This window comes from Streptomyces sp. DH12 (assembly GCF_020873895.1).
Taxonomy (GTDB): domain Bacteria; phylum Actinomycetota; class Actinomycetes; order Streptomycetales; family Streptomycetaceae; genus Streptomyces.
The window spans coordinates 62148-83074 of the sequence record NZ_JAHWGT010000021.1 but is presented as its reverse complement, the minus strand read 5'-3'; the positions used below and the strand labels follow the sequence as shown (position 1 = coordinate 83074).

General features: G+C 74.7%; 21 protein-coding genes. 14 read left to right on the top strand and 7 right to left on the bottom strand.

The window, feature by feature from the left end:
- Positions 1-19: 19 nt before the first annotated feature.
- The 3 genes from LPA54_RS20600 to LPA54_RS20590 all read right to left on the bottom strand — a co-directional run bounded on the left by LPA54_RS20600 (position 20) and on the right by LPA54_RS20590 (position 2032).
- Positions 20-787, bottom strand: a complete 768-nt coding sequence (locus tag LPA54_RS20600) for an FHA domain-containing protein (protein WP_228979923.1) — start codon at positions 785-787, stop codon at positions 20-22.
- A gap of 74 nt (positions 788-861) precedes the next feature.
- Positions 862-1212 (bottom strand): DUF397 domain-containing protein, encoded by a 351-nt coding sequence (locus tag LPA54_RS42890; RefSeq protein ID WP_228979922.1) that lies wholly within the window; start codon positions 1210-1212, stop codon positions 862-864.
- Positions 1118-2032: a helix-turn-helix transcriptional regulator gene (locus tag LPA54_RS20590; RefSeq protein ID WP_228979920.1), complete on the bottom strand. Its 915-nt coding sequence runs from the start codon at positions 2030-2032 to the stop codon at positions 1118-1120. Before LPA54_RS20590 ends, LPA54_RS42890 begins: the two co-directional genes overlap by 95 nt.
- A gap of 117 nt (positions 2033-2149) precedes the next feature.
- Between LPA54_RS20590 and LPA54_RS20585 the strand changes: the two genes are divergently transcribed.
- Both LPA54_RS20585 and LPA54_RS20580 read left to right on the top strand, forming a co-directional pair.
- On the top strand, positions 2150-2392 hold the full coding sequence (locus LPA54_RS20585; protein WP_228979918.1) for a hypothetical protein: 243 nt from the start codon (positions 2150-2152) through the stop codon (positions 2390-2392).
- 19 nt (positions 2393-2411) lie between these two features.
- The gene (locus LPA54_RS20580) at positions 2412-2627 is read left to right on the top strand and encodes a hypothetical protein (RefSeq protein ID WP_228979915.1); all 216 of its coding nucleotides are present in this window, start codon (positions 2412-2414) and stop codon (positions 2625-2627) included.
- Positions 2628-2701: 74 nt separating this feature from the next.
- Here the strand turns inward: LPA54_RS20580 and LPA54_RS20575 are convergent, their stop codons facing one another.
- Positions 2702-3247 (bottom strand): hypothetical protein, encoded by a 546-nt coding sequence (locus LPA54_RS20575; RefSeq protein WP_228979912.1) that lies wholly within the window; start codon positions 3245-3247, stop codon positions 2702-2704.
- Positions 3248-3489: 242 nt separating this feature from the next.
- On the opposite strand from LPA54_RS20575, the gene LPA54_RS20570 reads away from it, so the two are divergent.
- The 4 genes from LPA54_RS20570 (at position 3490) to LPA54_RS20555 (ending at position 7817) form a co-directional block, all read left to right on the top strand.
- A complete protein-coding gene (locus LPA54_RS20570) occupies positions 3490-4356 on the top strand; it encodes a bifunctional methylenetetrahydrofolate dehydrogenase/methenyltetrahydrofolate cyclohydrolase (protein WP_228979911.1) in 867 nt (288 codons plus the stop codon).
- A gap of 17 nt (positions 4357-4373) precedes the next feature.
- Positions 4374-5132: a DUF3017 domain-containing protein gene (locus LPA54_RS20565; RefSeq protein ID WP_228979910.1), complete on the top strand. Its 759-nt coding sequence runs from the start codon at positions 4374-4376 to the stop codon at positions 5130-5132.
- A gap of 335 nt (positions 5133-5467) precedes the next feature.
- A complete protein-coding gene (locus LPA54_RS20560; protein WP_228979908.1) occupies positions 5468-6631 on the top strand; it encodes an XRE family transcriptional regulator in 1164 nt (387 codons plus the stop codon).
- A 196-nt stretch (positions 6632-6827) separates the two neighbouring features.
- The gene (locus LPA54_RS20555; RefSeq protein WP_228979899.1) at positions 6828-7817 is read left to right on the top strand and encodes a malate dehydrogenase; all 990 of its coding nucleotides are present in this window, start codon (positions 6828-6830) and stop codon (positions 7815-7817) included.
- Between the two features lie 37 nt (positions 7818-7854).
- On the opposite strand, the gene LPA54_RS20550 is transcribed toward LPA54_RS20555, so the two are convergent.
- A complete protein-coding gene (locus tag LPA54_RS20550; protein ID WP_228979894.1) occupies positions 7855-9132 on the bottom strand; it encodes an acyltransferase in 1278 nt (425 codons plus the stop codon).
- Positions 9133-9246: 114 nt separating this feature from the next.
- Here LPA54_RS20550 and LPA54_RS20545 point away from each other — a divergent pair, with 114 nt between their 5' ends.
- The 7 genes from LPA54_RS20545 to LPA54_RS20515 all read left to right on the top strand — a co-directional run bounded on the left by LPA54_RS20545 (position 9247) and on the right by LPA54_RS20515 (position 17741).
- Complete coding sequence (locus tag LPA54_RS20545) at positions 9247-9510, top strand: helix-turn-helix transcriptional regulator (protein ID WP_228979892.1); 264 nt, start codon at positions 9247-9249, stop codon at positions 9508-9510.
- On the top strand, positions 9510-10031 hold the full coding sequence (locus tag LPA54_RS20540; protein WP_228979890.1) for a hypothetical protein: 522 nt from the start codon (positions 9510-9512) through the stop codon (positions 10029-10031). The genes LPA54_RS20545 and LPA54_RS20540 overlap by 1 nt, the downstream gene beginning before the upstream one ends.
- Positions 10032-10174: 143 nt before the next feature.
- Entirely contained in the window at positions 10175-11683 is a 1509-nt protein-coding gene (locus tag LPA54_RS20535; RefSeq protein WP_228979888.1) for an aldehyde dehydrogenase family protein, read from the top strand.
- A 43-nt stretch (positions 11684-11726) separates the two neighbouring features.
- Complete coding sequence (locus LPA54_RS20530; protein WP_228979886.1) at positions 11727-13298, top strand: GMC family oxidoreductase; 1572 nt, start codon at positions 11727-11729, stop codon at positions 13296-13298.
- Entirely contained in the window at positions 13295-14428 is a 1134-nt protein-coding gene (locus tag LPA54_RS20525; RefSeq protein WP_228979884.1) for a glycine betaine/L-proline ABC transporter ATP-binding protein, read from the top strand. Before LPA54_RS20530 ends, LPA54_RS20525 begins: the two co-directional genes overlap by 4 nt.
- Positions 14425-16683 carry an ABC transporter permease subunit gene (locus LPA54_RS20520; RefSeq protein WP_228979882.1) on the top strand — a complete coding sequence of 753 codons (2259 nt, stop codon included), beginning with the start codon at positions 14425-14427 and terminating at the stop codon, positions 16681-16683. Before LPA54_RS20525 ends, LPA54_RS20520 begins: the two co-directional genes overlap by 4 nt.
- Positions 16684-16709: 26 nt before the next feature.
- Positions 16710-17741: an ABC transporter substrate-binding protein gene (locus LPA54_RS20515; RefSeq protein WP_228979881.1), complete on the top strand. Its 1032-nt coding sequence runs from the start codon at positions 16710-16712 to the stop codon at positions 17739-17741.
- Between the two features lie 116 nt (positions 17742-17857).
- On the opposite strand, the gene LPA54_RS20510 is transcribed toward LPA54_RS20515, so the two are convergent.
- Together LPA54_RS20510 and LPA54_RS20505 are read right to left on the bottom strand one after the other, a co-directional pair.
- Positions 17858-18676 (bottom strand): isocitrate lyase/phosphoenolpyruvate mutase family protein, encoded by an 819-nt coding sequence (locus LPA54_RS20510; protein ID WP_228979880.1) that lies wholly within the window; start codon positions 18674-18676, stop codon positions 17858-17860.
- On the bottom strand, positions 18673-19116 hold the full coding sequence (locus LPA54_RS20505; protein WP_228980000.1) for a carboxymuconolactone decarboxylase family protein: 444 nt from the start codon (positions 19114-19116) through the stop codon (positions 18673-18675). The genes LPA54_RS20510 and LPA54_RS20505 overlap by 4 nt, the downstream gene beginning before the upstream one ends.
- Before the next feature lie 149 nt (positions 19117-19265).
- Between LPA54_RS20505 and LPA54_RS20500 the strand changes: the two genes are divergently transcribed.
- Positions 19266-20786: a PLP-dependent aminotransferase family protein gene (locus LPA54_RS20500; RefSeq protein ID WP_228979879.1), complete on the top strand. Its 1521-nt coding sequence runs from the start codon at positions 19266-19268 to the stop codon at positions 20784-20786.
- Positions 20787-20927 lie beyond the last annotated feature (141 nt).

The window sequence follows — 20927 nt, the reverse complement described above, 5'->3', positions numbered from 1 at the left end:
CGGCCCGCGCGCCCGCCGGTCACCGCGCCGCCCCGCTCGGGGGGCACGCGTCGCCGAGGACCGGCACGTCGAGGGACGGCAGGTCCTCCTCGCGCACCAGGTCGAAGCGCAGGGCGAGCGAGACGAGCGCCTCCTTCTTGCCGTGCAGCCGCGCCCCCGGCACGGCGGCGGCCCCGGCGTCGGGCTTCAGCCGCAGTTTCACCGCCAGGTAGTCGACGTTCCACTGCACGGCCGTCCGGTTCGCCCCGGGCCACACCGGCCGCAGCCGGTCGACGACCTGCTCGACCGTCGGCGGCGGCGCGTGCGGCTCGCCCCGCAGACGTGGTTCGCACAGCGCGGTCAGCACCTGGAAGTACCGCTTGCCCCGGTCGAGGGGGAAGGCGAGCGCGGTGGGCTCCCCGCCGTGTCCGGCCGGGTCGGCGTAGTCGTGGCGGGGCGCCCACACGTCGAAGCGGATCAGGTCGTGCCCGGCGGGCAGGACCAGCCGGGAGAACTCGAACGGTACGGGCGCGTCCAGCCGCAGCGGCGCCACCTTGACGTGCTCGCCCGCGCCCTCCGGGTTCTCCACCACGTAGGTGGAGGTGCGGCTGAGGTTGCTCAGCGACCAGAAGGTGCCGGTCGCGGTGATCTCACCCGCCTCCCGGGACACCCCCGCGTGGGGGATGGCCAGGTGGCGGGCGTCCGCGGCGGACGCGCCGCGGCCGAATCGCAGGGTCTCACCCGGCGCGAGCCGGATCTGTCCACTGGGGTCCGTGGTCCGCGGGGGCACCACGATGATGCTGTACATGGCCTGTCCCTTCCCCCGGGAGGGGCGGGAAGGGAACGGACGGCGGGTTGACGCCGACTGGCCGTCGGCGGGAACTACTTGAGCGATCCCAGGAACGCGTCCCACGCGTCGCGGCCCACGACCAGCCCCGGACGGGCGGGCTCTTTGCTGTCGCGTACGGGCACGAGCCCGGGAACCCCGCTGCCGACCTCGACGCAGTCGCCGCCCTGGGTGTTGCTGTGACTGGACGTGCGCCACTCGATGAAGGCGCCCCATGCCCCGTCGGTGACGACCAGGGCGGGGCGGTGGGGGTTCTTGCTGTCGCGGACCGGTACGACGCCGGTGAAGCCGTCAGCGACCTCGACGCAGTCGCCGCCCTGCGCGTTGCTGTGACTGGACTTGCGCCACACGGCGGCGTTGAGGTCGGCTCGGGAGACGTGGGTCACGGTGGTCCTCCATCGCGGAACGGATCAGGCGGGCCGAAGCCTCGGGGCACAGCGCCTGAGCCAGCAGGTGATCGAATGCTAGGGCGTACTCCGAAACCCGCCCAGCCTGTTCGACCAGCTCTCCGGAGTGTGAATTCTCCAGGTACACCACGGGCTGGCGGTCGAGGAACGACAGAACGGTGAGCGCGCCGCTCATGACAGCTGGAGCACCGCGGTCGAAGGGCAGCACTTGCAGCGTAACGTTGGCCAACGATCGCGAGACAGATAGCAGATGGCCAAGCTGCTCACGCATTACCGCGGACCCGCCAACAGGCCGGCGCAGTACTGCTTCGTCGACGATGACCCATAGCACCGGGGGCTCTTCGCGCCGAAGAATCTGCTGTCGTGCGAGCCGCGCCGTGAGGAGGCCCTCAAGCCGCGTGCCGACGCTCGGGACGGCATCGCTGAGCAGGGCGCGTGCATAAGCCGGGGTCTGCAACAAGCCCGGCACGGTGTGAGCCACGTACTTCTGCACCTTCTGAGCCTGCGGCTCCAGATGCACGTACTTCCGCGCCCAGTCCGGGATCGGCGTCCGCACGACGTGCAGCCACAGGTCGACCAGGTCGCCGTCCGCGCCGAGGAGGCGGTCCAGTGCCTCGGCGACCTGCTGGGTCGGCGTCTCCGTGCCCAGTTCGTACCGGGCGATCATGCTGTGGGCGATCGGGACCTTGTCGCCGAGTTGCCGCTGCGTCAGCTCGGCGTGCGTGCGGAGCTTGCGCAGCTTCGCGCCGAAGAGTGCCGAGAGGGACTGCGTGGGATCGAGTTCCTTGGGTGCGGGCATGCGTCTTCCCCGGTTTCCGCTGGCTGCCACGTAAGTCGTAACCCCTGGTGAACGTATCGCTACGCGCCGATCCTTTGGTGTGGAACGTCGGACCGGGCCCGGAAAGGGGCAACGTGCATGGGGATCGCTGAACGGATGGCGGCGGCGGAGCGGATCAGGGAGGCGGAGGAGGCGCGGGACGTGCTGCGGGCCGCGTTGACCGGCGTGGGGGTCACCCTGCCGTCGCTGGGCCTGGACTGCGTGTCGCTGGCGGCGGATCCGCCGTACCCGCTGGTGGAGTTGGGGCGGTGCGCGCCGCGTACGGCCCGGCAGCTCGCGGCGGCGCTGTCGGCGGGCGTCGCTCCGGGCGACCGGTCCTGAGCGCGGCGGGTGGCCGGGGATGTCGAGGCTGACGGTGCGGACCCTGGAGGTCACGGGTGACGGGGTCCGGGTCGGTGACGTGATCGCGGTGGGCGGGGTGCCGCACACGGTGGGGGACGTGCGGCAGGTGCTGCCGGACCGCAGGCGGCTGGAGTTCGAGGACGGGAACGCCTACGTGCTGGGGCGGGCCCGCACGATCCGGGTGGTGCGCACGTCGGTGGACCGCCCCGGGTGAGCGGGTACGGCGAAGGCCGCGGCCCGGACGCGGGTGCGTCCGGGGCCGCGGCCTTCGTGGCGCGGGGTCCGGGCTCAGTGGCGCGGGCGCGAGAACCAGGCGGCGGCGTCGGACTTGCCGACGAAGACGGCCACCAGGATGGCCAGCACCGTGTGGGCGAGGCCGATGACGACGAACGGGTAGATGCCGAGGATCGCCGTGATGATGCCGAACACCATCGTGGTGATGCGTATGCCGTTGCCGCCGTTGCCGAGCTTGGCGCCGAGGACGATGGCGAACACGCCCCAGGCGAGGATCAGGACGGTGACGCCCCAGATCGCGCCCGTCGACATGTCGGCGAGCTGCTGGAACTGGATGTCGTTCTTCAGCGTCGGGTCCTCCTGCGCCGCGGCGATGGCGAGCGCGGTGAGGGCGGCGCCGATGGCGCCGATGACCTGGAGGCCGGCGATGACGAAGAGCATCACGCGGGCCGCCTTGACGCCGCCCGGCATCTCCATGGGGGCGCCGTAGCCGCCGCCCTGGCCGTACGGCTGGACCGGCGGGGCCTGGGGGTAGCCGTAACCGGGCTGGGCGGGCTGCTGCTGCTGGCCGTAGGGGTTGTTCGGGTCGCCGTAACTCATGGCGGGGATCCTCCGAGGGTCGTGCGGGGACGCGCGGTTCCGCGCGGAGGAACTGTCTGCACACACTCGTACGCGCCGCCCGTCCCCCCGGCACTGCCCGCGGCATTGCGCCGTCATCGTGGTATTACCGTCGTCTTTTTGTCCAGTCGGTTTGGGTGACTGTTGTGCAGATGCAACCTCTGCCACCTGGGCCGGGACGCCGGGATTGGAAGAGGGCGGGGGTCATCCGCGAGGATGGGGACATGAGCGCCCAGATTCTCGACGGCAAGGCCACCGCCGCAGCGATCAAGTCCGATCTGACCGCCCGCGTGGCGGAGCTGAAGGCCCGGGGCGTCACCCCGGGCCTCGGCACGCTGCTGGTCGGCGAGGACGTCGGCAGCCAGAAGTACGTGGCCGGAAAGCACCGCGACTGCGCCCAGGTGGGCATCGCGTCGATCCAGCGGACGCTGCCCGCGACGGCGACGCAGGAGGACATCGAGGCGGTCGTCCGCGAGTTGAACGAGGACCCGGCCTGCACCGGGTACATCGTCCAGCTGCCGCTGCCGAAGGGCATCGACACCAACCGCGTGCTGACGCTGATGGACCCGGCGAAGGACGCGGACGGCCTGCACCCGACGAACCTGGGCCGGCTGGTCCTCGGCGAGCCCGCGCCGCTGCCGTGCACGCCCGCCGGCATCGTCACGCTGCTGCGCCGCCACGGCGTGGAGATCGCCGGGGCGCACGTGGTGGTCGTGGGCCGGGGCGTCACCATCGGGCGGCCGATGCCGCTGCTGCTGACGCGCCGCTCGGAGAACGCCACGGTGACGCAGGTCCACACGGGCACCCGGGACGTGTCGGAGCACCTGCGGCGGGCCGACATCATCGTCGCCGCGGCGGGCGTGCCGCACCTGGTCAAGCCGGAGGACGTCAAGCCGGGCGCCGCCATCCTGGACGTGGGCGTCAGCCGCGACGAGAGCGGCAAGATCATGGGCGATGTGCACCCGGGGGTGCGCGAGGTGGCCGGCTGGGTCGCCCCCAACCCCGGCGGGGTGGGCCCGATGACGCGGGCTCAGCTGCTGGTCAACGTCGTCGAGGCGGCCGAGCGCGCCGCGGCCGACACCGCGAAGTGAGCCGGAAGGGCCACCCCATGGGCGTACGGGCGAACGGCGCATCCCGCGCGGCGGGCTCCGCGGCCGGACCGGGCACGGCGGCGAGCTCCGGTGCGGGTGCGCCGGAAGCGGCCGACCTGCCGGACTCGGCGGACCCACCGGCGGGGGCTGACGCGTCGCCGTCGGCGGAGGCGTCGGGTCCGGCGGAGGCGTCCGGACCGGCGGGCGCGTCCGGACCGGCAGCGGCGTCGGAGCCGGCCGAGGGCCAGGCGTCGGGACCGGCCGAGGGTGAGGCGTCGGGCACGGCGCCGGGCCGGGCGCGTGCCGCGAGCGCCTCCCGCACCCCGGACGCGGCGGGGGAGCCGTCGGCGGACGGTGACGCGGCGGAGGACCCGGCGGGCGCCGCCCGGCGGGACCCGGCCGTCACCGAGGGCACCGTGCGGCCCGAGGGCGGCGGTCGCGCGGCCTCCGGGGACGCCCCGGCGCCCGCCCGGCAGTGGCCGCTGCTCACCGTGCTCGGGATGACCGCGCTCGGACTGCTCGTCATCGGCTTCGACCCGTTCCGGCACGCGCCGCGCATCGGCGCGCTGCTGATCGGCGCCGCCCTGCTGACCGGAGCGGGCCTGCGGCGGGCCCTGCCGTCGGTGGGCATGCTCGCCGTGCGGTCCCGGTTCACGGACCTGATCACGTACGGGGTGCTCGGCGGGGGGATCGTGCTGTTCGCCCTCATGACGCAGCCCGACCCGTGGCTGGAGATCCCGTTCCTGAAGGAAGCCGTGCGCTTCACCGTGCGGTAGGCGCCGCCCCGGCCCCGTGACGCGGAAGGCGGGCCGCCCCCTCGTCAGGAGGAGGGCGGCCCGCCTTCGTCGTACCCCCGTCGGTGACGGCGCCCATCCCCTCCCCCGAGACAGGACGGGCGCCGTCCCCGCGGACACCAGAGTCATGGACGCGCCAAAGCTGATCAAGGGACGTCCGGGTCCTGTGGCACGGAAGTGACCATTCCGGAACTCTGTGCGCACCAGGCCACGACTGGGAAACCGGGGCCCGGAACTGCCATCCTGGCCCGCGCGGCACGGACCGTGCCGGACGCACCGGACGCGTGGGGCCGGTCCGGGGACAAGGGGGAAGCGGTATGCCTCGCTGGAGGGCGCTGTCGGAGGAGCTCGACCCGCAGGTGCGGGAGTTCGCCGGGCAGTTGCGCCGGCTCGTGGACCGCAGCGGCCTGAGCATCGCGGCCGTCGCGGACCGTACGGGCTACAGCAGGACGTCCTGGGAGCGGTACCTGAACGGGCGTCTGCTGGCGCCGCACGGCGCCGTCCTGGCGCTCGCGGACGTCACCGGCACCGACCCGGACCACCTGACCACCCTGTGGGAGCTGGCCGAACGGGCCTGGAGCCGGGCCGAGATGCGCCACGACCTGACGATGGAGTCGATCCGCATCGCGCAGGCCCGCGCCGCCCTGGACGACCCCGGCGCCGGGGACGCCGCGCCACCCGCCGACGCCCCGGCCCCCGCTCCCGTGTCCGGGACGGTGCTGCCGCCGACGGCGGTCCTGCCGGCGACCGTCCTGCCGGTGACCCTGCTGCCGGCGGACGGCCCGCCGGGCCGCGCGCGGCCGACCGCCCCGGCGGACGACGCGGCGCCGGACTACGTGCCGCCGGGCCGCCTGCCGGTGGGCCCGGGCACGGGCGCGTACGCCCCCGTGGGCCGCAAGCCCGGCGCCGCCCGGCCCGCCCCGGCGCCCTCGGGGGCGCGCGGCCGGGCGGGGCGTACGGCGGTGTCGTTCCTCGCGGGCGCCCTCGGCGCCCTGCTCGTCGTCGTCGCGGCGGTCCTCCTCACCGACCTCGGCGGCCCGCGAGGCGACCGCGCCGCCGACGCCGACGGGGCCGGGGTGCGCCGCCCCGCGGCCCCGCCCGCGCCGCCCGCGTCCAGCGTCCCCGCCCCGCTCCCCGAGGGCGTCCGCTGCTCCGGCGCCGCCTGCGGCGGTCAGGATCCGCAGGTCATGGGGTGCGGCGGCCGGTACGCCACGACGGTCGCCTCCACGGTCGTCGCCACCACGATGGTCGAGGTCCGCTACAGCCAGGTGTGCGGCGCCGCCTGGGCCCGCGTCAGCCAGGCCGCCCCGGGGGACGTCGTCAGCGTCACCGCGCCCGGCGGCCCCACCCGGGCGGCCACCGTCGACGGCGCCGAGGACGACGCGTACACGCCGATGGTCGTCGTCGGCGACGGGACCGACGCCGGGGCGTGCGCGGCCCTGCGCGCCACCGGCGTCAAGGGCTGCACGGCCACACCGTGACCCCGGCGCGTCGCCCGTTCGGGTGAGCTGCGACACAAGGGGGCGGGGGTTGAAGGGTGGTCGGGTCGGATAGCCTGACCGCTGGATATCTCCACGTCGAGACATCGCGCGGCGACACCGGGCGTCCTCGGCACGGGAGACGTCCCGCATCCGGGGAAGGGACCCCCCACCGCCAGCTGTCTTACGGAGATCGCACATGACCCGCACTCCCGTGAATGTCACCGTCACCGGCGCGGCCGGCCAGATCGGTTACGCGCTGCTCTTCCGCATCGCCTCCGGCCACCTGCTCGGCGCGGACGTGCCGGTCAAGCTGCGCCTCCTGGAGATCCCGCAGGGCCTCAAGGCCGCCGAGGGCACGGCCATGGAGCTCGACGACTGCGCCTTCCCGCTGCTGCGCGGCATCGAGATCACCGACGACCCGAACGTGGCCTTCGACGGTGCGAACGTCGCCCTCCTCGTCGGCGCCCGCCCCCGCACCAAGGGCATGGAGCGCGGCGACCTGCTGGAGGCCAACGGCGGCATCTTCAAGCCGCAGGGCAAGGCCATCAACGACAACGCCGCGGACGACATCAAGGTCCTCGTCGTCGGCAACCCGGCCAACACCAACGCCCTCATCGCCCAGGCCGCCGCCCCGGACGTGCCGGCCGAGCGCTTCACCGCGATGACCCGCCTCGACCACAACCGCGCGATCTCGCAGCTCGCCGCCAAGACCGGCGCGGCCGTCTCCGACATCAAGCGCCTCACCATCTGGGGCAACCACTCGGCGACCCAGTACCCGGACATCTTCCACGCGGAGATCGCCGGCAAGAACGCCGCCGAGGTCGTCGACGACGAGCAGTGGCTGGCCGAGACGTTCATCCCGACCGTCGCCAAGCGCGGCGCCGCGATCATCGAGGCCCGTGGCGCCTCGTCCGCCGCCTCCGCCGCGAACGCCGCCATCGACCACGTCCACACCTGGGTCAACGGCACCGCCGAGGGCGACTGGACCTCCATGGGCATCCCGTCCGACGGCTCCTACGGCGTCCCGGAGGGCCTGATCTCCTCCTTCCCCGTCACCTGCAAGGACGGCAAGTACGAGATCGTCCAGGGCCTGGACGTCAACGAGTTCTCCCGCGCCCGCATCGACGCGTCGGTGCAGGAGCTCGCGGAGGAGCGCGACGCCGTACGCGGCCTCGGCCTCATCTGAGTCCCACGCCGTACGCGGGCCCGGCCTCGGCCGAGCCTCACCCGTGCCGTTCCGGCACACCCCCGCGCCCCCGGTCGGCCCCGCGCCGCCGGGGGCGCGGCGCGCCCGCCGCCCCGTCGGGCGCGGCGCCCAGGTAGGGGCGGCGCAGCTTCAGGAACGGCAGCTCCACCGCGTGGTACGTCAGGAACGACAACCCCACCGTCAGCGGCAGCGCCACCGCCGCCGTCAGTGCGAACGCCGCCCACACCGGCGGCAGCGGGAGCGCGGCCAGGGCCCGGCCGCCGTACTCGCCCAGCACGGTCAGCACCATGAAGTGCGTCAGGTAGACCGAGTAGCTCACCTCGCCGAGCCGCGCCGCTCCCCGCGACAACCGCCCCCGCCACCCCCGCGCCGCCGGGTCCGCCGGCTCCGGCGGGCCCACCGGGTCGGCCGTGATCGCGGGCTCCGCCGGGGCGGGCCGTCCCGCCGGGCCCGCGCCGGTGACGTAGGCGGCGACGAAGAGCGCCCACACGGCGCCCTCCACCGTTCCCCACACCAGCTTCAGCGGGCTGTCGGAGACGAAGCCGTGCAGCTGGTTGTACGCCCACAGCGCGAGCACCGCCGGCCCCAGCGCCGCCCACGCCGGCCACCGGACGCCCGCCCGCTCCCGCCGGCGCAGGTACCACCAGGCGGCCAGCATGCCCAGCAGGAACTGGTCGATCCGCCCCGCGAGACCCAGGTACAGGGCGGTCGTCGGCGGTTCCGGCACCGGGCTGCTCAGCCACACCAGCACCCGCAGCAGCGCGACGGCCCCGAGCAGCCGCAGCAGGGCGCCCGGCCCCCGCTCCGTCAGCAGCCGGTTCAGCAGCGGGAAGAGCAGGTAGAACTGGACCTCCACGCTGAGCGTCCAGAACACGCCCCCGTACGGCTGGCCCGGCGTCGCGAACGTCAGCAGCCGCAGCACGTCCTCGTACGACACCAGCGCCACCTGCGTCGCCAGCCCGAGCACCGCGACGACCAGGTACAGGGGATAGACCCGCAGCAGCCGGTTGGTGACGAACCGTCCGTAGCGGATGGGGCGGCCGTGCGCGCCGACGGTGAAGATGAAGCCGGACAGCACCATGAACAGGGCGACGGCCGTGTGCCCCTCGAAGACGAGCGTGGCGGCCGGGTTCGCGGAGTACAGCCAGCCCGTCTCGGCGGTGAACGCCCCGCCGCCCTCGAGCCGGGCGGTGAACAACTGGCACCCGTGGTACAGGACGACGAGGACGGCGGCGGCGGCGCGCAGGTGGTCGACGGGGGCGAGGTAGACGCGGTCGCTGTCGCTGCTGCGCATGATCGAACCCTAGAGCGGACGGCGCCGCGCCCCGGGGCGACCGCGCGTGTGCGGGCAGCACATCATCCATACGGATCATTGCGTTCGTACGATCGAATGTAGTATTTCTTATACATGAGCGAGCAGGTGCACAACAGGCTGGCCGTCGTCCGGGCCGAACGCAAGGTGTCGCGGCAGGCACTGGCGCAGGCGGTCGGCGTCCACTACCAGACCATCGGCTACATCGAGCGCGGACAGTACAACCCCAGCCTCGACCTGGCCCTGAAGCTGGCGGCCTATTTCCGGCTCCCCGTGGAGGCGCTGTTCTCCCTGGAGCCGTTCCAGCCGCTCACGACCGAGATCTACGGGGTTGACGGGGACAACGGGAGGACCACCTGATGACGACCGCCACGCGCTACGACCGGCGGATGTACGCGCTCATGAACCGGCGCGAGGCCGCGCCGCTCTACCGGACGGCAGCCCGCCGGCGGGTCCTGGTCGCCGCGCACGTGCTGCTCACCGCGGCGGCCGCCACCACGTGGCTCGCCATGGTCGTCGCCGACGCCGGCTGGGCGGCGTTCGCGATGCTCGGCCTGCTGCTGCCCTGGGTGGTCGCCACCGGCGGCATCAACGCCGCCACCCGCGGCCTGCTCGAACTGCGCGGCCGGATGCTCGACGAGCGCCAGACCGCCGAACGCGACCGGGTCCGGGCCATCGCCCACCGGGCCACCACCGGTCTGCTCCTCCTCGGCACCGCCGCGTTCGGGCTGCTGCTGTGGACGACGGACGTCCGGGCCGACGGCGAGGTCGTCTTCGCGGCGCTGTTCACCGCCCTCGTCGTGCACTGGCTGATGCCGCTGTGGGTGGCCGGACTGCGGGCCGAGGACGACATCCGGACGGACGGCGACGACCTGCCGTAGCCGGGCCGCCGCGGCCGGGCCCCGGGGCCCGGCCGCGGGTGACCCCCGCCACTTTCGCGCATGCTTCCGCCCGCCCGGGGCAGGTGCCGGGCTCGCCGGTCAGGAAGGTTCTGACCGCACCAGGTACGGAAGGCGAACGCGCAGTGTCGGAACACCACACACACAGCATCCACGTGGCCGGGGAGTGGCGAACCGCCGCTTCCGGGGCCACCCGAGACGTCCTCGACCCGGCCGACGCCACCACCCTCGCGGTCGTGGCGGAGGGCGGCGCCGAGGACGCCGACGCCGCGATCGCCGCCGCACGCGAGGCATTCGACAACGGCCAGGGGGAGTGGCCCGGCACCCCCGTCGCCGAGCGGGCGGCGCTGCTGCGGCGGGTCGCCGACCTGCTCCAGCGCGACCGTGAAGCGCTCGGGCTCCTGGAGAGCCGCGACGCCGGCAAGACCGTCGAGGAGGGCCGCGTCGACGTCGACTGCGTCACCGACGCCTTCCGCTACTTCGCCGACCTCGTCGTCCACGAGAGCGGCGGACGCGTCGTCGACGCCGGGACGCCCGACGTCCACAGCGTCGTCGTGCACGAGCCGGTCGGCGTGTGCGCGCTGATCACCCCGTGGAACTACCCGCTCCTCCAGGCCAGCTGGAAGATCGCCCCCGCGCTCGCCGCGGGCAACACCTTCGTCGTCAAGCCGAGCGAGATCACGCCGCTGACGACGGTGGCCCTGATGCGGCTCCTCGCCGAGGCCGGACTGCCGGCCGGCGTCGCCAACCTCGTCACCGGCCCCGGCACCACCGTCGGCGCGCGGATGGCCGAGCACCCCGACGTCGACCTGGTCTCCTTCACCGGCGGCCTCGTCAGCGGCACCAAGGTGATGCGCGCCGCCGCCGACGGCGTGAAGAAGGTCGCCCTCGAACTCGGCGGGAAGAACCCCAACGTCGTCTTCGCCGACGCCTGCACCACCCCCGAAGCCTTCGACACCGCCGTCGACCAGGCCCTCAACGCCGCCTTCATCCACAGCGGCCAGGTCTGCTCGGCCGGCTCCCGGCTGATCGTCGAGGAGTCCCTGCGGGAGCGGTTCGTCGCCGAACTCGCCCGCCGCGCCGACCTCGTCCGGCTGGGGCGCGGCACCGAGCCCGGCGTCGAGTGCGGCCCCCTCGTCTCCGCGCAGCAACTCGCCCGCACCGAGGAGTACGTCGCCTCCGCCCTCGCCGAGGGCGCCGTCCTGCGCGCCGGCGGGCAGCGCCCCACCGGCCCCGGCCTCGACGACGGCTGGTTCTACCGCCCCACCGTCCTCGACCACTGCGACCGCACCATGCGGATCGTCCGCGAGGAGGTCTTCGGACCCGTCCTCACCGTCGAGACCTTCCGCACCGAGGACGAGGCGGTCGCCCTCGCCAACGACACCGAGTACGGCCTCGCCGGCGGCGTCTGGTCCGCCGACGCCGGCCGCGCCCGCCGCGTCGCCCGCCGGATGCGCCACGGCACCGTCTGGATCAACGACTTCCACCCCTACCTCCCCCAGGCGGAGTGGGGCGGCTTCGGCAAGAGCGGCATCGGCCGCGAACTCGGCCCCGCCGGCCTCGCCGAGTACCGCGAGAGCAAGCACGTCTACCAGAACCTCGCCCCGCGCCCGGTGCGCTGGTTCAAGGGCTGAGCAGCGAGCGAACAGGGACGCAGGACAGGACGTAGGACACCACATGAAGACGGACACCCTCCATACCGAGCAGCCCCGGACCCCCGGCGCGGCCGAGACCGAGTACGACTACGTGATCGTCGGAGGCGGCACCGCCGGCTCCGTCATCGCGCGCCGCCTCACCGACGACCCCGACGTCACCGTCGCCGTCATCGAGGGCGGCCCCGACGACCGCGACCGGCCCGACGTCCTCACGCTGCGCCGCTGGCTCGGCCTCCTCGGCGGCGACCTCGACTACGACTACCCGACCGTCGAACAGCCCCGCGGCAACAGCCACATCCGGCACAGCCGCGCCCGGGTCCTCGGCGGCTGCTCCTCCCACAACACGCTGATCTCCTTCAAGCCCCTCCCCTCCGACTGGGAGGAGTGGGCCGAGGCCGGCGCCACCGGCTGGCACGCCGCCGCCATGGACCCGTACTACGACCGGCTCCTCAACAACATCGTCACCGTCGACGAGAAGGACCGGAACGCCATCGCCCGCGACTTCGTCGACGCCGCGCGGGCCGCCCTCGGCGTCCCGCACGTCGACGGGTTCAACAAGAAGCCGTTCCACGAGGGCGCCGGCTTCTTCGACCTCGCCTACCACCCCGAGGACAACAAGCGCTCCTCCGCGTCCGTCGCCTACCTCCACCCCGTCATGGACGAGCGGCCCAACCTCCACATCCGGCTGGAGACCTGGGCGTACCGGCTGGAACTCGACGGCGACCGCGCCCGCGGCGTCCACGTCCGCGGCGCCGACGGCACCGAGACGCTCCTCACCGCCCGCCGCGAGGTCGTCCTGTGCGCCGGCGCCGTCGACACGCCCCGGCTGCTGATGCACTCCGGCGTCGGGCCCCGGCACGACCTGGAGGCGCTCGGCATACCCGTCGTCCACGACCTGCCGGGCGTCGGCGAGAACCTGCTCGACCACCCCGAGTCGGTCATCGTCTGGGAGACCGACGGCCCGATCCCCGAGAACTCCGCGATGGACAGCGACGCCGGGCTCTTCGTCCGCCGCGACCCCGCCGAACCCGGGCCGGACCTGATGTTCCACTTCTACCAGATCCCCTTCACCGACAACCCCGAGCGCCTCGGCTACGAGAAGCCCGCGCACGGCGTGTCGATGACGCCCAACATCCCCAAGCCGCGCAGCCGCGGCCGCCTCTACCTGACCAGCGCCGACCCCGAGGTGAAGCCCGCCCTCGACTTCCGGTACTTCACCGACGAGGACGACTACGACGCCCGCACCCTCGTCGACGGCATCCGCATCGCCCGCCGGGTCGCCGCCACCGAGCCGCTCGCCTCCTGGCTCAAGCGCGAGGTCTGCCCGGGGCCGGACGTCACCGGTGACGAGGAACTGAGCGAGTACGCCCGCAAGGCCGCCCACACCGTCTACCACCCCGCCGGCACCTGCAAGATGGGCGCCGCCGACGACCCCACGGCGGTCGTCGACCCGGAGCTGAGGGTCAGGGGGCTGCGGGGGGTCCGCGTCGCCGACGCGTCGGTCTTCCCGACCATGACGGCCGTCAACCCGATGGTGGCGGTGCTGATGGTCGGCGAGAAGGCCGCCGACCTGCTGGGCGGTGACGCCCGATGAGCACGACCCCCACCACCTCCGCGACGCCCGTCGCTCCCGGTACGCCCGGCGCCCCCGGTACCGCTGACGCGGACGCGGTCGGCGCGCCCGTCTTCGGCGTCCGCAACCTGTGGAAGGTCTTCGGCCCCAAGGCCGACCGCGTCCCCGCCGACCCCGACCTCGCCGACCTCCCCCCGGCCGAACTGCGCGCCCGCACCGGGTGCACCGCCGCCGTCCGCGACGTCTCCTTCGACGTCCGCAAGGGCGAGGTCTTCGTCGTCATGGGCCTCTCCGGCTCCGGCAAGTCCACCCTGGTGCGCTGCCTCACCCGGCTCGTCGAACCGACCTCCGGCACCCTGGAGTTCGACGGCGGCGACGTCCTCGGCATGGACCGCGCCCGGCTGCGCGAACTGCGCCGCCACCGCGCCGCGATGGTCTTCCAGCACTTCGGCCTGCTGCCGCACCGCACCGTCCTCGACAACGTGGCGTACGGCCTGGAGATCCAGGGCGTCGGCCGCGCCGAACGGCGGACCAGGGCGTCGGAGTTCGTCGCCAAGGTCGGCCTCGCCGGCCTGGAGCACCGCAGGCCCGGCCAGCTCTCCGGCGGCCAGCAGCAGCGCGTCGGCCTGGCCCGCGCGCTCGCCGTCGACCCCGCCGTCCTGCTCTTCGACGAGCCGTTCAGCGCCCTCGACCCGCTGATCCGCCGCGACATGCAGGAGGAGGTCGTCCGGCTCCACCGCGAGGAGGGCCGCACCATGGTCTTCATCACCCACGACCTCAGCGAGGCGCTGCGCATCGGCGACCGCATCGCCCTCATGCGCGACGGGCGCGTCGTGCAGCTCGGCACGCCCGAGGAGATCGTCGGCGCGCCCGCCGACGACTACGTACGCGACTTCGTCCGGGACGTGCCGCGCGAACACGTCGTCACCCTCCGCACCGCCATGCGCCCGGTCCACGCGGACGACGCCGCGCACGGGCCTGCGCTGCCGCCCGGCGCGACGGTCTCCGAGGCCATCACCGCCGCCGCCCACGGCGGCGGCGCCCCGGTCCGCGTCGTCCAGGACGGCCGCTGCCTGGGCGTCGTCGACCACCAGGCCCTCCTGGGGGTCGTCGCGGGGGTCACGCCCCCGGCCGGGAAGGCGGCGGCATGACCCCGACCAGAACGCCGAACCAGAACCCCCCGAACAAGCCCCCGGTCGCCGTGGACCCCTCCGCCGACGCGCCGGACACCCGGGCGCCGGGCACCCGCGGGCCCGCGCCGGATCCGACCGCCCGCGCCCCGCGCACGGCCCCCGGCACCCCCCGGCACACCCAGGCGCCCGCCGCCCCGGGCACGGCCGCGTCCTCCCCGGACGCGCCGACCGCCCGGGGGCGGGACGCCGGTGCGTCCGGGGCGGGGGTGGGTGGCTCCGGCGCCGCGTACGGTGCGGGCACGGCCCCCGGTGCCACCGTTCCGGGGACCCCGACCGCCCACGGCCGGGGCGGCAGGACGTCCCGGGCAGGGCGGTGGGGGGCCGCCGCGGGCCTCCTCGCCGTGCTCGGCGTGCTCGGCGCGTGGCTGCTCGGCGGCGGCGCCTGGCCCGCCGCGCTGACCGTCGACCTGTCCACGCCGCTCGACGCCGCCAACACCTGGGTGCTCGACAACCGCGACACCCACCCCGCCTTCCTGTACTTCCTGCTCCACCTCTCCAACACCGCCACCGACGCCGTCGACGCGGTGTACCGGCTCCTCGCCGCGATGGGCTGGCCCGGCGTCCTGGCCGCCGCGGTGCTGTTCGCCTGGCGCGCCGCCGGCTTCGACCGGCGGGGCGCGCGCGTCGCCGCCACGGCCCTCGGCGCGTTCGCCGTGTGCGGGCTGCTCGGCATGTGGAACGCCACGCTGCTCACCATCGCGCTGATGGTCGTGGCCGTGGCCGTCGCCGCGCTGCTCGGCGTGGTGATCGGGCTCGCCGCCGGGCTCTCCGACCGCGTCGACCGCGCGCTGCGCCCGGTGCTCGACACCATGCAGGTGCTGCCGGCGTTCGCGTACCTCCTGCCGTTCGTGCTGGTCTTCGGCACCGGCACCCCCGCCGCGCTGTTCTGCACGGTCATCTACGCCGCCCCGCCGATGGCCCGCCTCACCGCGCTGGGCCTGCGCTCCGCCGACCCCGGCGTGCTGGAGGCGTCCGTGTCGCTGGGCGCCGGCCGCCGCCAGCGCCTGTGGACCGCGCGCCTGCCCCTGGCGCGCCGGCAGATGCTCCTCGGGCTCAACCAGACGATCATGATGGCGCTGTCCATGGTGGTCATCGCCGCCCTCGTCGGCGCGGGCGGCCTCGGCGAGGAGGTGTACTCGGCGCTGTCCACCGTCGACGTCGGCAAGGCGCTCGCCGCGGGCGTCCCGATCGTGCTGATCGCCGTCTGGCTGGACCGTACGACCGCCGCGGCGGGCGACCGCATGGGCGCCGCCGCGGACCCCGGCGCGGGCCCGCTGCACGGCCGCTCCGCGTGGGCGCTCGCCGCGGCCGGCACCCTCGCCGCGACCGTCGCCGGCCTCGCGCTCGGCCCGCGCTGGCCGCAGGGGTGGACGTACGACATCTCCGCGCCCGTCAACCGGGCGCAGGACTGGGTCGTCGACCACTTCTCCTCCGGCGTGCCCGTCCTCGGCGGTACGGAGGTCTGGTCGGAGACGTTCACCGTCTGGCTCCTCAACCCGCTCCGCGACGGCCTGCAGTGGCTGCCCTGGTGGGCGCTGCTGCTGGCGGTCGCCGTGCTGGCCCGGCTGGTCGGCACCTGGCGCACGGCGCTGACCGCGACGCTCGCGCTCGCCGCGACCGGCGTGCTCGGCGTGTGGACGCAGTCGCTGGACACGCTGTCGCAGGTCGTCGCCGCGCTCGCCGTCACCCTGGTCGTGGGCGTCCTCGTGGGCGTGGCCTGCGCCCGGCTGCCGTGGGTGGAGCGCTGGCTGCGGCCGGTGCTGGACACGCTCCAGACGCTGCCGCAGTTCGTCTACCTCATCCCGGTCGTGGCCCTGTTCGGCGTCAGCCGCGCCGCGGCGATCATCGCGGCGGTGGTGTACGCGCTGCCCGCCGTCGTCCGCATCACCGCGCAGGGGGTCCGCGAGGTGGACCCGGCGGCCCTGGAGGCGGCCCGTTCGATGGGCGCGTCGACGCGGCAGCAGCTCTTCCAGGTGCAGCTGCCCCTCGCCCGCCCGGCGCTCCAGCTCGCCGTCAACCAGGGCGTCGTCCTGGTCCTGGCCGTGGTCGTCGTCGGCGGTCTCGTCGGCGGTGGCGCACTCGGCTACGACGTCGTGAAGGGGCTGTCGCGGGGCGAGATGGGCCTCGGCGTGACGGCCGGTCTCGCGATCGTCTGCCTGGGCCTGGTCCTGGACCGGCTCACGCAACCGACGGCGCGCACGCCGAAGCACTGACCGCACGCGCCCCACAGGAGCACCCCATGCGCACCACCGACAGCAGCAGCACCACCCGCACGACAGATACCGCCACGGGCGCCACCGGTCGCACCGCCCGCGCGCCCCGCACCGCCCGCGCGGCCACGGCCGTCGCCGTCGCCCTCGGCGTGCTGGCCCTCGGCGGCTGCGGGGCGGCCGAGACCGGCAGGTCCCAGTACGCGGGCGGCGACGCGAAGACCGTCCGGCTCTCCGTCCCCTCCTGGGTCGGCGCCCAGGCCAACGCGGCCGTCGCCGAGTACCTCCTGGAGAAGGAGCTGGGCTACACCGTCAAGACCCAGCAGATGGGCGAGGTCCTCGCCTGGGACGCGCTGTCCCGGGGCGACGTCCACGCGGTCCTGGAGGACTGGGGCCACCCCGAGCAGGAGAAGCGGTACGTCGAGGAGAAGAAGACCGTCGTCAACGGCGGCGACCTCGGGGTGACCGGCCACATCGGCTGGTTCGTGCCGAAGTACTTCGCGGACGCGCACCCCGACGTCACGGACTGGCGCAACCTCGACAAGTACGCGGACCGGTTCGCGACCGCCGAGTCGGGCGGCAAGGGCGAACTCCTGGAGGGCTCGCCCGACTACGTCACGCACGACGAGGCGCTCATCCGCAACCTCGACCTCGACCTGAAGACCAACTACGCGGGCTCCGAGGCCGCGCAGATCACCGCCATCCGGAAGAAGGCGGAGGACCGCAAGCCGTTCCTCACCTACTGGTGGACGCCGCAGTGGCTGAACTCGCAGGTCGAGATGGTCGAGGTGAAGCTGCCCCGGTACGAGGAGGGGTGTGACGCCGACCCGGCGAAGATCGCCTGCGCGTACCCGGACACGCCCCTGCAGAAGTTCCTCAACGCCGACTTCGCGAAGGAGGGCGGGGAAGCCGCCACCTTCCTGAAGAACTTCCGGTGGACGACCGAGCAGCAGAACGAGGTCGCCCTCATGATCGCCCACGAGAAGCTGTCCCCGCAGGAGGCGGCGGAGAGGTGGGCCAAGGACAACGAGGCCACCTGGAAGACCTGGCTCCCGCGCTGACCGGGCCCCCGCCCGGCTCGGCCCGGCCCCGGCCCGACGCGGCGCCCGCCCGGCCTCCGGCCCGACGCCCCGCCTGGCCCGGGCCCGCACCCGCCCGGCCGTGTGACGGCGCCCCGTCACACGGCCGGGCGGACCTCGTCCGCCACCGCCCGCAGCGCCGCCATGGTGCGGCCGTGCATGCCCGCGCCGAACGTGACGCGGCCCGCGCCCAGCCGACCCAGCTCCGCGACCCCGGGCCCACCGGGCACGGCGAGCGCGTTGACCGGCACCGGGACCCGCGCGGCGAGCAGGGGCAGGTGCTCCGGCGGGGCGAGGATCGGGTACACCCCGTCCGCGCCCGCCTCGACGTACAGCAGGCAGCGGCGGACGGTCTCCTCCGGGTCCGCCACCCCGTGGCGGTAGGTGTCCACCCGGGCGTTCAGGAACAGCTCGCCGCCCGCCGCCTCCCGGAACTCCGCCAGCCACGCGGCGTGCGCCCCGGCGTCCCGCAACCCGCCGCCGGCGCCGCGGGCCCCGCCCGACCCACCGGGCCGGCCGTCCCCGGGCTCCCCGCTGCTCCCGAAGTCCCCGCTGTCCTCCAGGTTCACCCCCGCCAGCCCGGCGTCGAGGACCCGGGCGGCCAGTTCGCGCGGCGGCAGCCCGTAGCCGGCCTCCAGGTCCGCCGAGACCGGTACGTCCACGGCGCGGACGACGCGGGCCACCGCCGCGAACATCTCGTCGGCGGGCGTCCCCCCGTCCTCGTACCCCAGCGACGCCGCCACCCCCGCGGACGGCGTCGCCAGCGCCGGGTGTCCCGCGGCGGCGAGGACCCGGGCGCTCCCGGCGTCCCACGGGCCCGGCAGGACCAGCGGGTCCCGCCGGGGCCGGTCGCGGTGCAGGGCCCGGAACTCCGCCGCGAGCCGGGCCGCCCGTTCCCGGGCCGCCCGCCGCGTCACTTGTACTGGCCCGGCGTGTAGTGGCCCGGCACCGAGCGGCACGTCACGGCGATCCGGTTCCAGGAGTTGATCACGATGATCGACGCGATCAGGTGGGCGAGCTCGACCTCGTCGAAGTGCTCCGCCGCCCGCGCGTACACCTCGTCCGGGACGAAGCCGTCCGTGAGGACCGTGACCGCCTCCGTCAGCGCGAGCGCCGCCAGTTCCTTCTCCGTGTAGAAGTGGCGCGACTCCTCCCAGGCGCTCAGCTGCACGATCCGCTCGACGGACTCGCCCGCCGCGAGGGCGTCCTTGGTGTGCATGTCCAGGCAGAAGGCGCAGTGGTTGAGCTGTGAGGCGCGGATCTTGACCAGCTCGACCAGCACCGGGTCGAGGGCCTTGTTGGCGGCGCCGTCCAGCCGGAGCATCGCCCGGTACACCTCCGGGGCGTGCGCGGACATGTCCAGGCGGGCGGGGTGCTCGGCGGCGAGGCCGCCAGGTGCGGCGGCGGTGGCGGCGGAGGTGGACGGGGTCTGCTGCTGTGCGTGCGTCTGCGTCGTCATGTCCTTGACGGTACGCGGGTGTTGGCGCAGCGGTATGGTCCATTTCCATGACGGATCACCGGGCCACTTCGGACGCCGCCGCCCTCGGCACCGATCTCCACCTGGACATCGGCAGGGGCGGCGGCCTGCGTGCCGGGCTGATGGACGCCCTGCGCGAGGCCGTCCGCAGCGGCCGCCTCGCCCCCGGCACCCGCCTGCCGTCCTCCCGGACGCTCGCCGCGGACCTCGGCGTGGCCCGCAACACCGTCGCCGACGCCTACGCCGAGCTGGTCGCCGAGGGCTGGCTCACCGCCCGCCAGGGCTCCGGCACCCGCGTCGCCCGCCGCGCCGCCCCCCTCCCGGCCCGCCGGGCGCAGGCCGGCGGCACCTCGCCGCTGCCGTGGCAGCGCGCCCACGCCCGCACCGGCAAACCGCTGCACACGCTCCACCCCGGCACCCCCGACCTGGGCTCCTTCCCGCGCGCGGAGTGGCTCAAGGCGTCCCGCCGGGCCCTCACCGACGCACCGCACGACGCGTTCGGCTACGGCGACCCGCGCGGACGGCCCGAGCTGCGGGCCGTGCTCGCCGAGTACCTCGCCCGCTCGCGCGGAGTGCACGCCGACGCCGACCGGATCGTGGTGTGCTCCGGCTTCGCCCACGGCCTGATGCTGCTGGGCGGTGTCCTGCACGCCCGCCGCGTGAAGGACGTCGCCGTCGAGTCGTACGGCCTCGACGTGCACTGGCGGCGCCTGGCCGCCGCCGGGTTGCGCACGCCGCCGCTCCCGCTCGACGAGTACGGCACCCGCACCGAGGCGCTCGCCGAGGGCGCCGCCGGCCGGCCCGGCGCCGTGCTCATCACGCCCGCCCACCAGTTCCCGCTGGGCGGCGCCCTCCCGCCGGACCGCCGCGCCGCCCTCGTCGACTGGGCGCGCGCCTCGGGCGGGCTCGTCCTGGAGGACGACTACGACGGCGAGTTCCGCTACGACCGGCAGCCGGTGGAGGCGACCCCCGTGCAGCCGGGGGAGCGGGCGGAAGCGCGTCAGAGGCTGCCCGTCGGCGCCCTCCAGGCACTGGACCCGGACCGGGTGGTCTACCTGGGCACCGCGAGCAAGTCCCTCGCGCCGGGACTGCGCCTGGGTTGGATGGTGCTGCCCCCGCAGCTGGTGGGGGAGGTGGTCGCGGCGAAGGGTGACGTGGAGTGGACGCCGGGCGCGCTGGACCAGCTGACCCTGGCCGAGTTCATCGCCTCGGGCGCGTACGACCGGCACGTGCGGAAGATGCGGTTGCACTACCGGCGCCGCCGCAACGAACTGGTCCGTGCTCTCGCCGCACACGCGCCGCACCTGCGGGTCTCAGGCGTCGCTGCGGGGCTGCACGTCGTCGTGGAGCTGCCACCCGGCACGGAACAGGCGGCGGTCCGGGCCGCCGCGCGGCAGGGCCTCGCCCTCCAGGGGCTGAGTCGGTTCCGCCACCCCGACTCCTCCGGGCCCGGCCGGGACGCTCTGGTGATCGGCTACGGCACTCCCACGGACAGCCAGTGGTCGGGGGCGCTGGCGGCACTGCTGCGGGCGCTCCCCGAAGCGCCGTGAGACGCGAGAGCCCCGCGCGGCGGCCGACCGCACGGGGCGGCCGGCTGTCCGTACACCCGCCCGCGGGGCGCGCGGCTCGCCCTCCGGGAGCCCCGGCGGGGGCCGTACCGTGTCCCCCGATCCCCACACCACCTCTCGACC

Coding starts and splice junctions, on each gene's coding strand:
- LPA54_RS20560 (WP_228979908.1), top strand. CDS start 5,468: ATGCCTCGCTGGAGGGCGCTGTCGGAGGAGCTCGACCCGCAGGTGCGG.
- LPA54_RS20520 (WP_228979882.1), top strand. CDS start 14,425: ATGACCCCGACCAGAACGCCGAACCAGAACCCCCCGAACAAGCCCCCG.
- LPA54_RS20585 (WP_228979918.1), top strand. CDS start 2,150: ATGGGGATCGCTGAACGGATGGCGGCGGCGGAGCGGATCAGGGAGGCG.
- LPA54_RS20600 (WP_228979923.1), bottom strand. CDS start 787: ATGTACAGCATCATCGTGGTGCCCCCGCGGACCACGGACCCCAGTGGA.
- LPA54_RS20565 (WP_228979910.1), top strand. CDS start 4,374: ATGGGCGTACGGGCGAACGGCGCATCCCGCGCGGCGGGCTCCGCGGCC.
- LPA54_RS20540 (WP_228979890.1), top strand. CDS start 9,510: ATGACGACCGCCACGCGCTACGACCGGCGGATGTACGCGCTCATGAAC.
- LPA54_RS20545 (WP_228979892.1), top strand. CDS start 9,247: ATGAGCGAGCAGGTGCACAACAGGCTGGCCGTCGTCCGGGCCGAACGC.
- LPA54_RS20530 (WP_228979886.1), top strand. CDS start 11,727: ATGAAGACGGACACCCTCCATACCGAGCAGCCCCGGACCCCCGGCGCG.
- LPA54_RS20555 (WP_228979899.1), top strand. CDS start 6,828: ATGACCCGCACTCCCGTGAATGTCACCGTCACCGGCGCGGCCGGCCAG.
- LPA54_RS20505 (WP_228980000.1), bottom strand. CDS start 19,116: ATGTCCGCGCACGCCCCGGAGGTGTACCGGGCGATGCTCCGGCTGGAC.
- LPA54_RS20550 (WP_228979894.1), bottom strand. CDS start 9,132: ATGCGCAGCAGCGACAGCGACCGCGTCTACCTCGCCCCCGTCGACCAC.
- LPA54_RS20525 (WP_228979884.1), top strand. CDS start 13,295: ATGAGCACGACCCCCACCACCTCCGCGACGCCCGTCGCTCCCGGTACG.
- LPA54_RS20590 (WP_228979920.1), bottom strand. CDS start 2,032: ATGCCCGCACCCAAGGAACTCGATCCCACGCAGTCCCTCTCGGCACTC.
- LPA54_RS20515 (WP_228979881.1), top strand. CDS start 16,710: ATGCGCACCACCGACAGCAGCAGCACCACCCGCACGACAGATACCGCC.
- LPA54_RS20575 (WP_228979912.1), bottom strand. CDS start 3,247: ATGAGTTACGGCGACCCGAACAACCCCTACGGCCAGCAGCAGCAGCCC.
- LPA54_RS20570 (WP_228979911.1), top strand. CDS start 3,490: ATGAGCGCCCAGATTCTCGACGGCAAGGCCACCGCCGCAGCGATCAAG.
- LPA54_RS20500 (WP_228979879.1), top strand. CDS start 19,266: ATGACGGATCACCGGGCCACTTCGGACGCCGCCGCCCTCGGCACCGAT.
- LPA54_RS20580 (WP_228979915.1), top strand. CDS start 2,412: ATGTCGAGGCTGACGGTGCGGACCCTGGAGGTCACGGGTGACGGGGTC.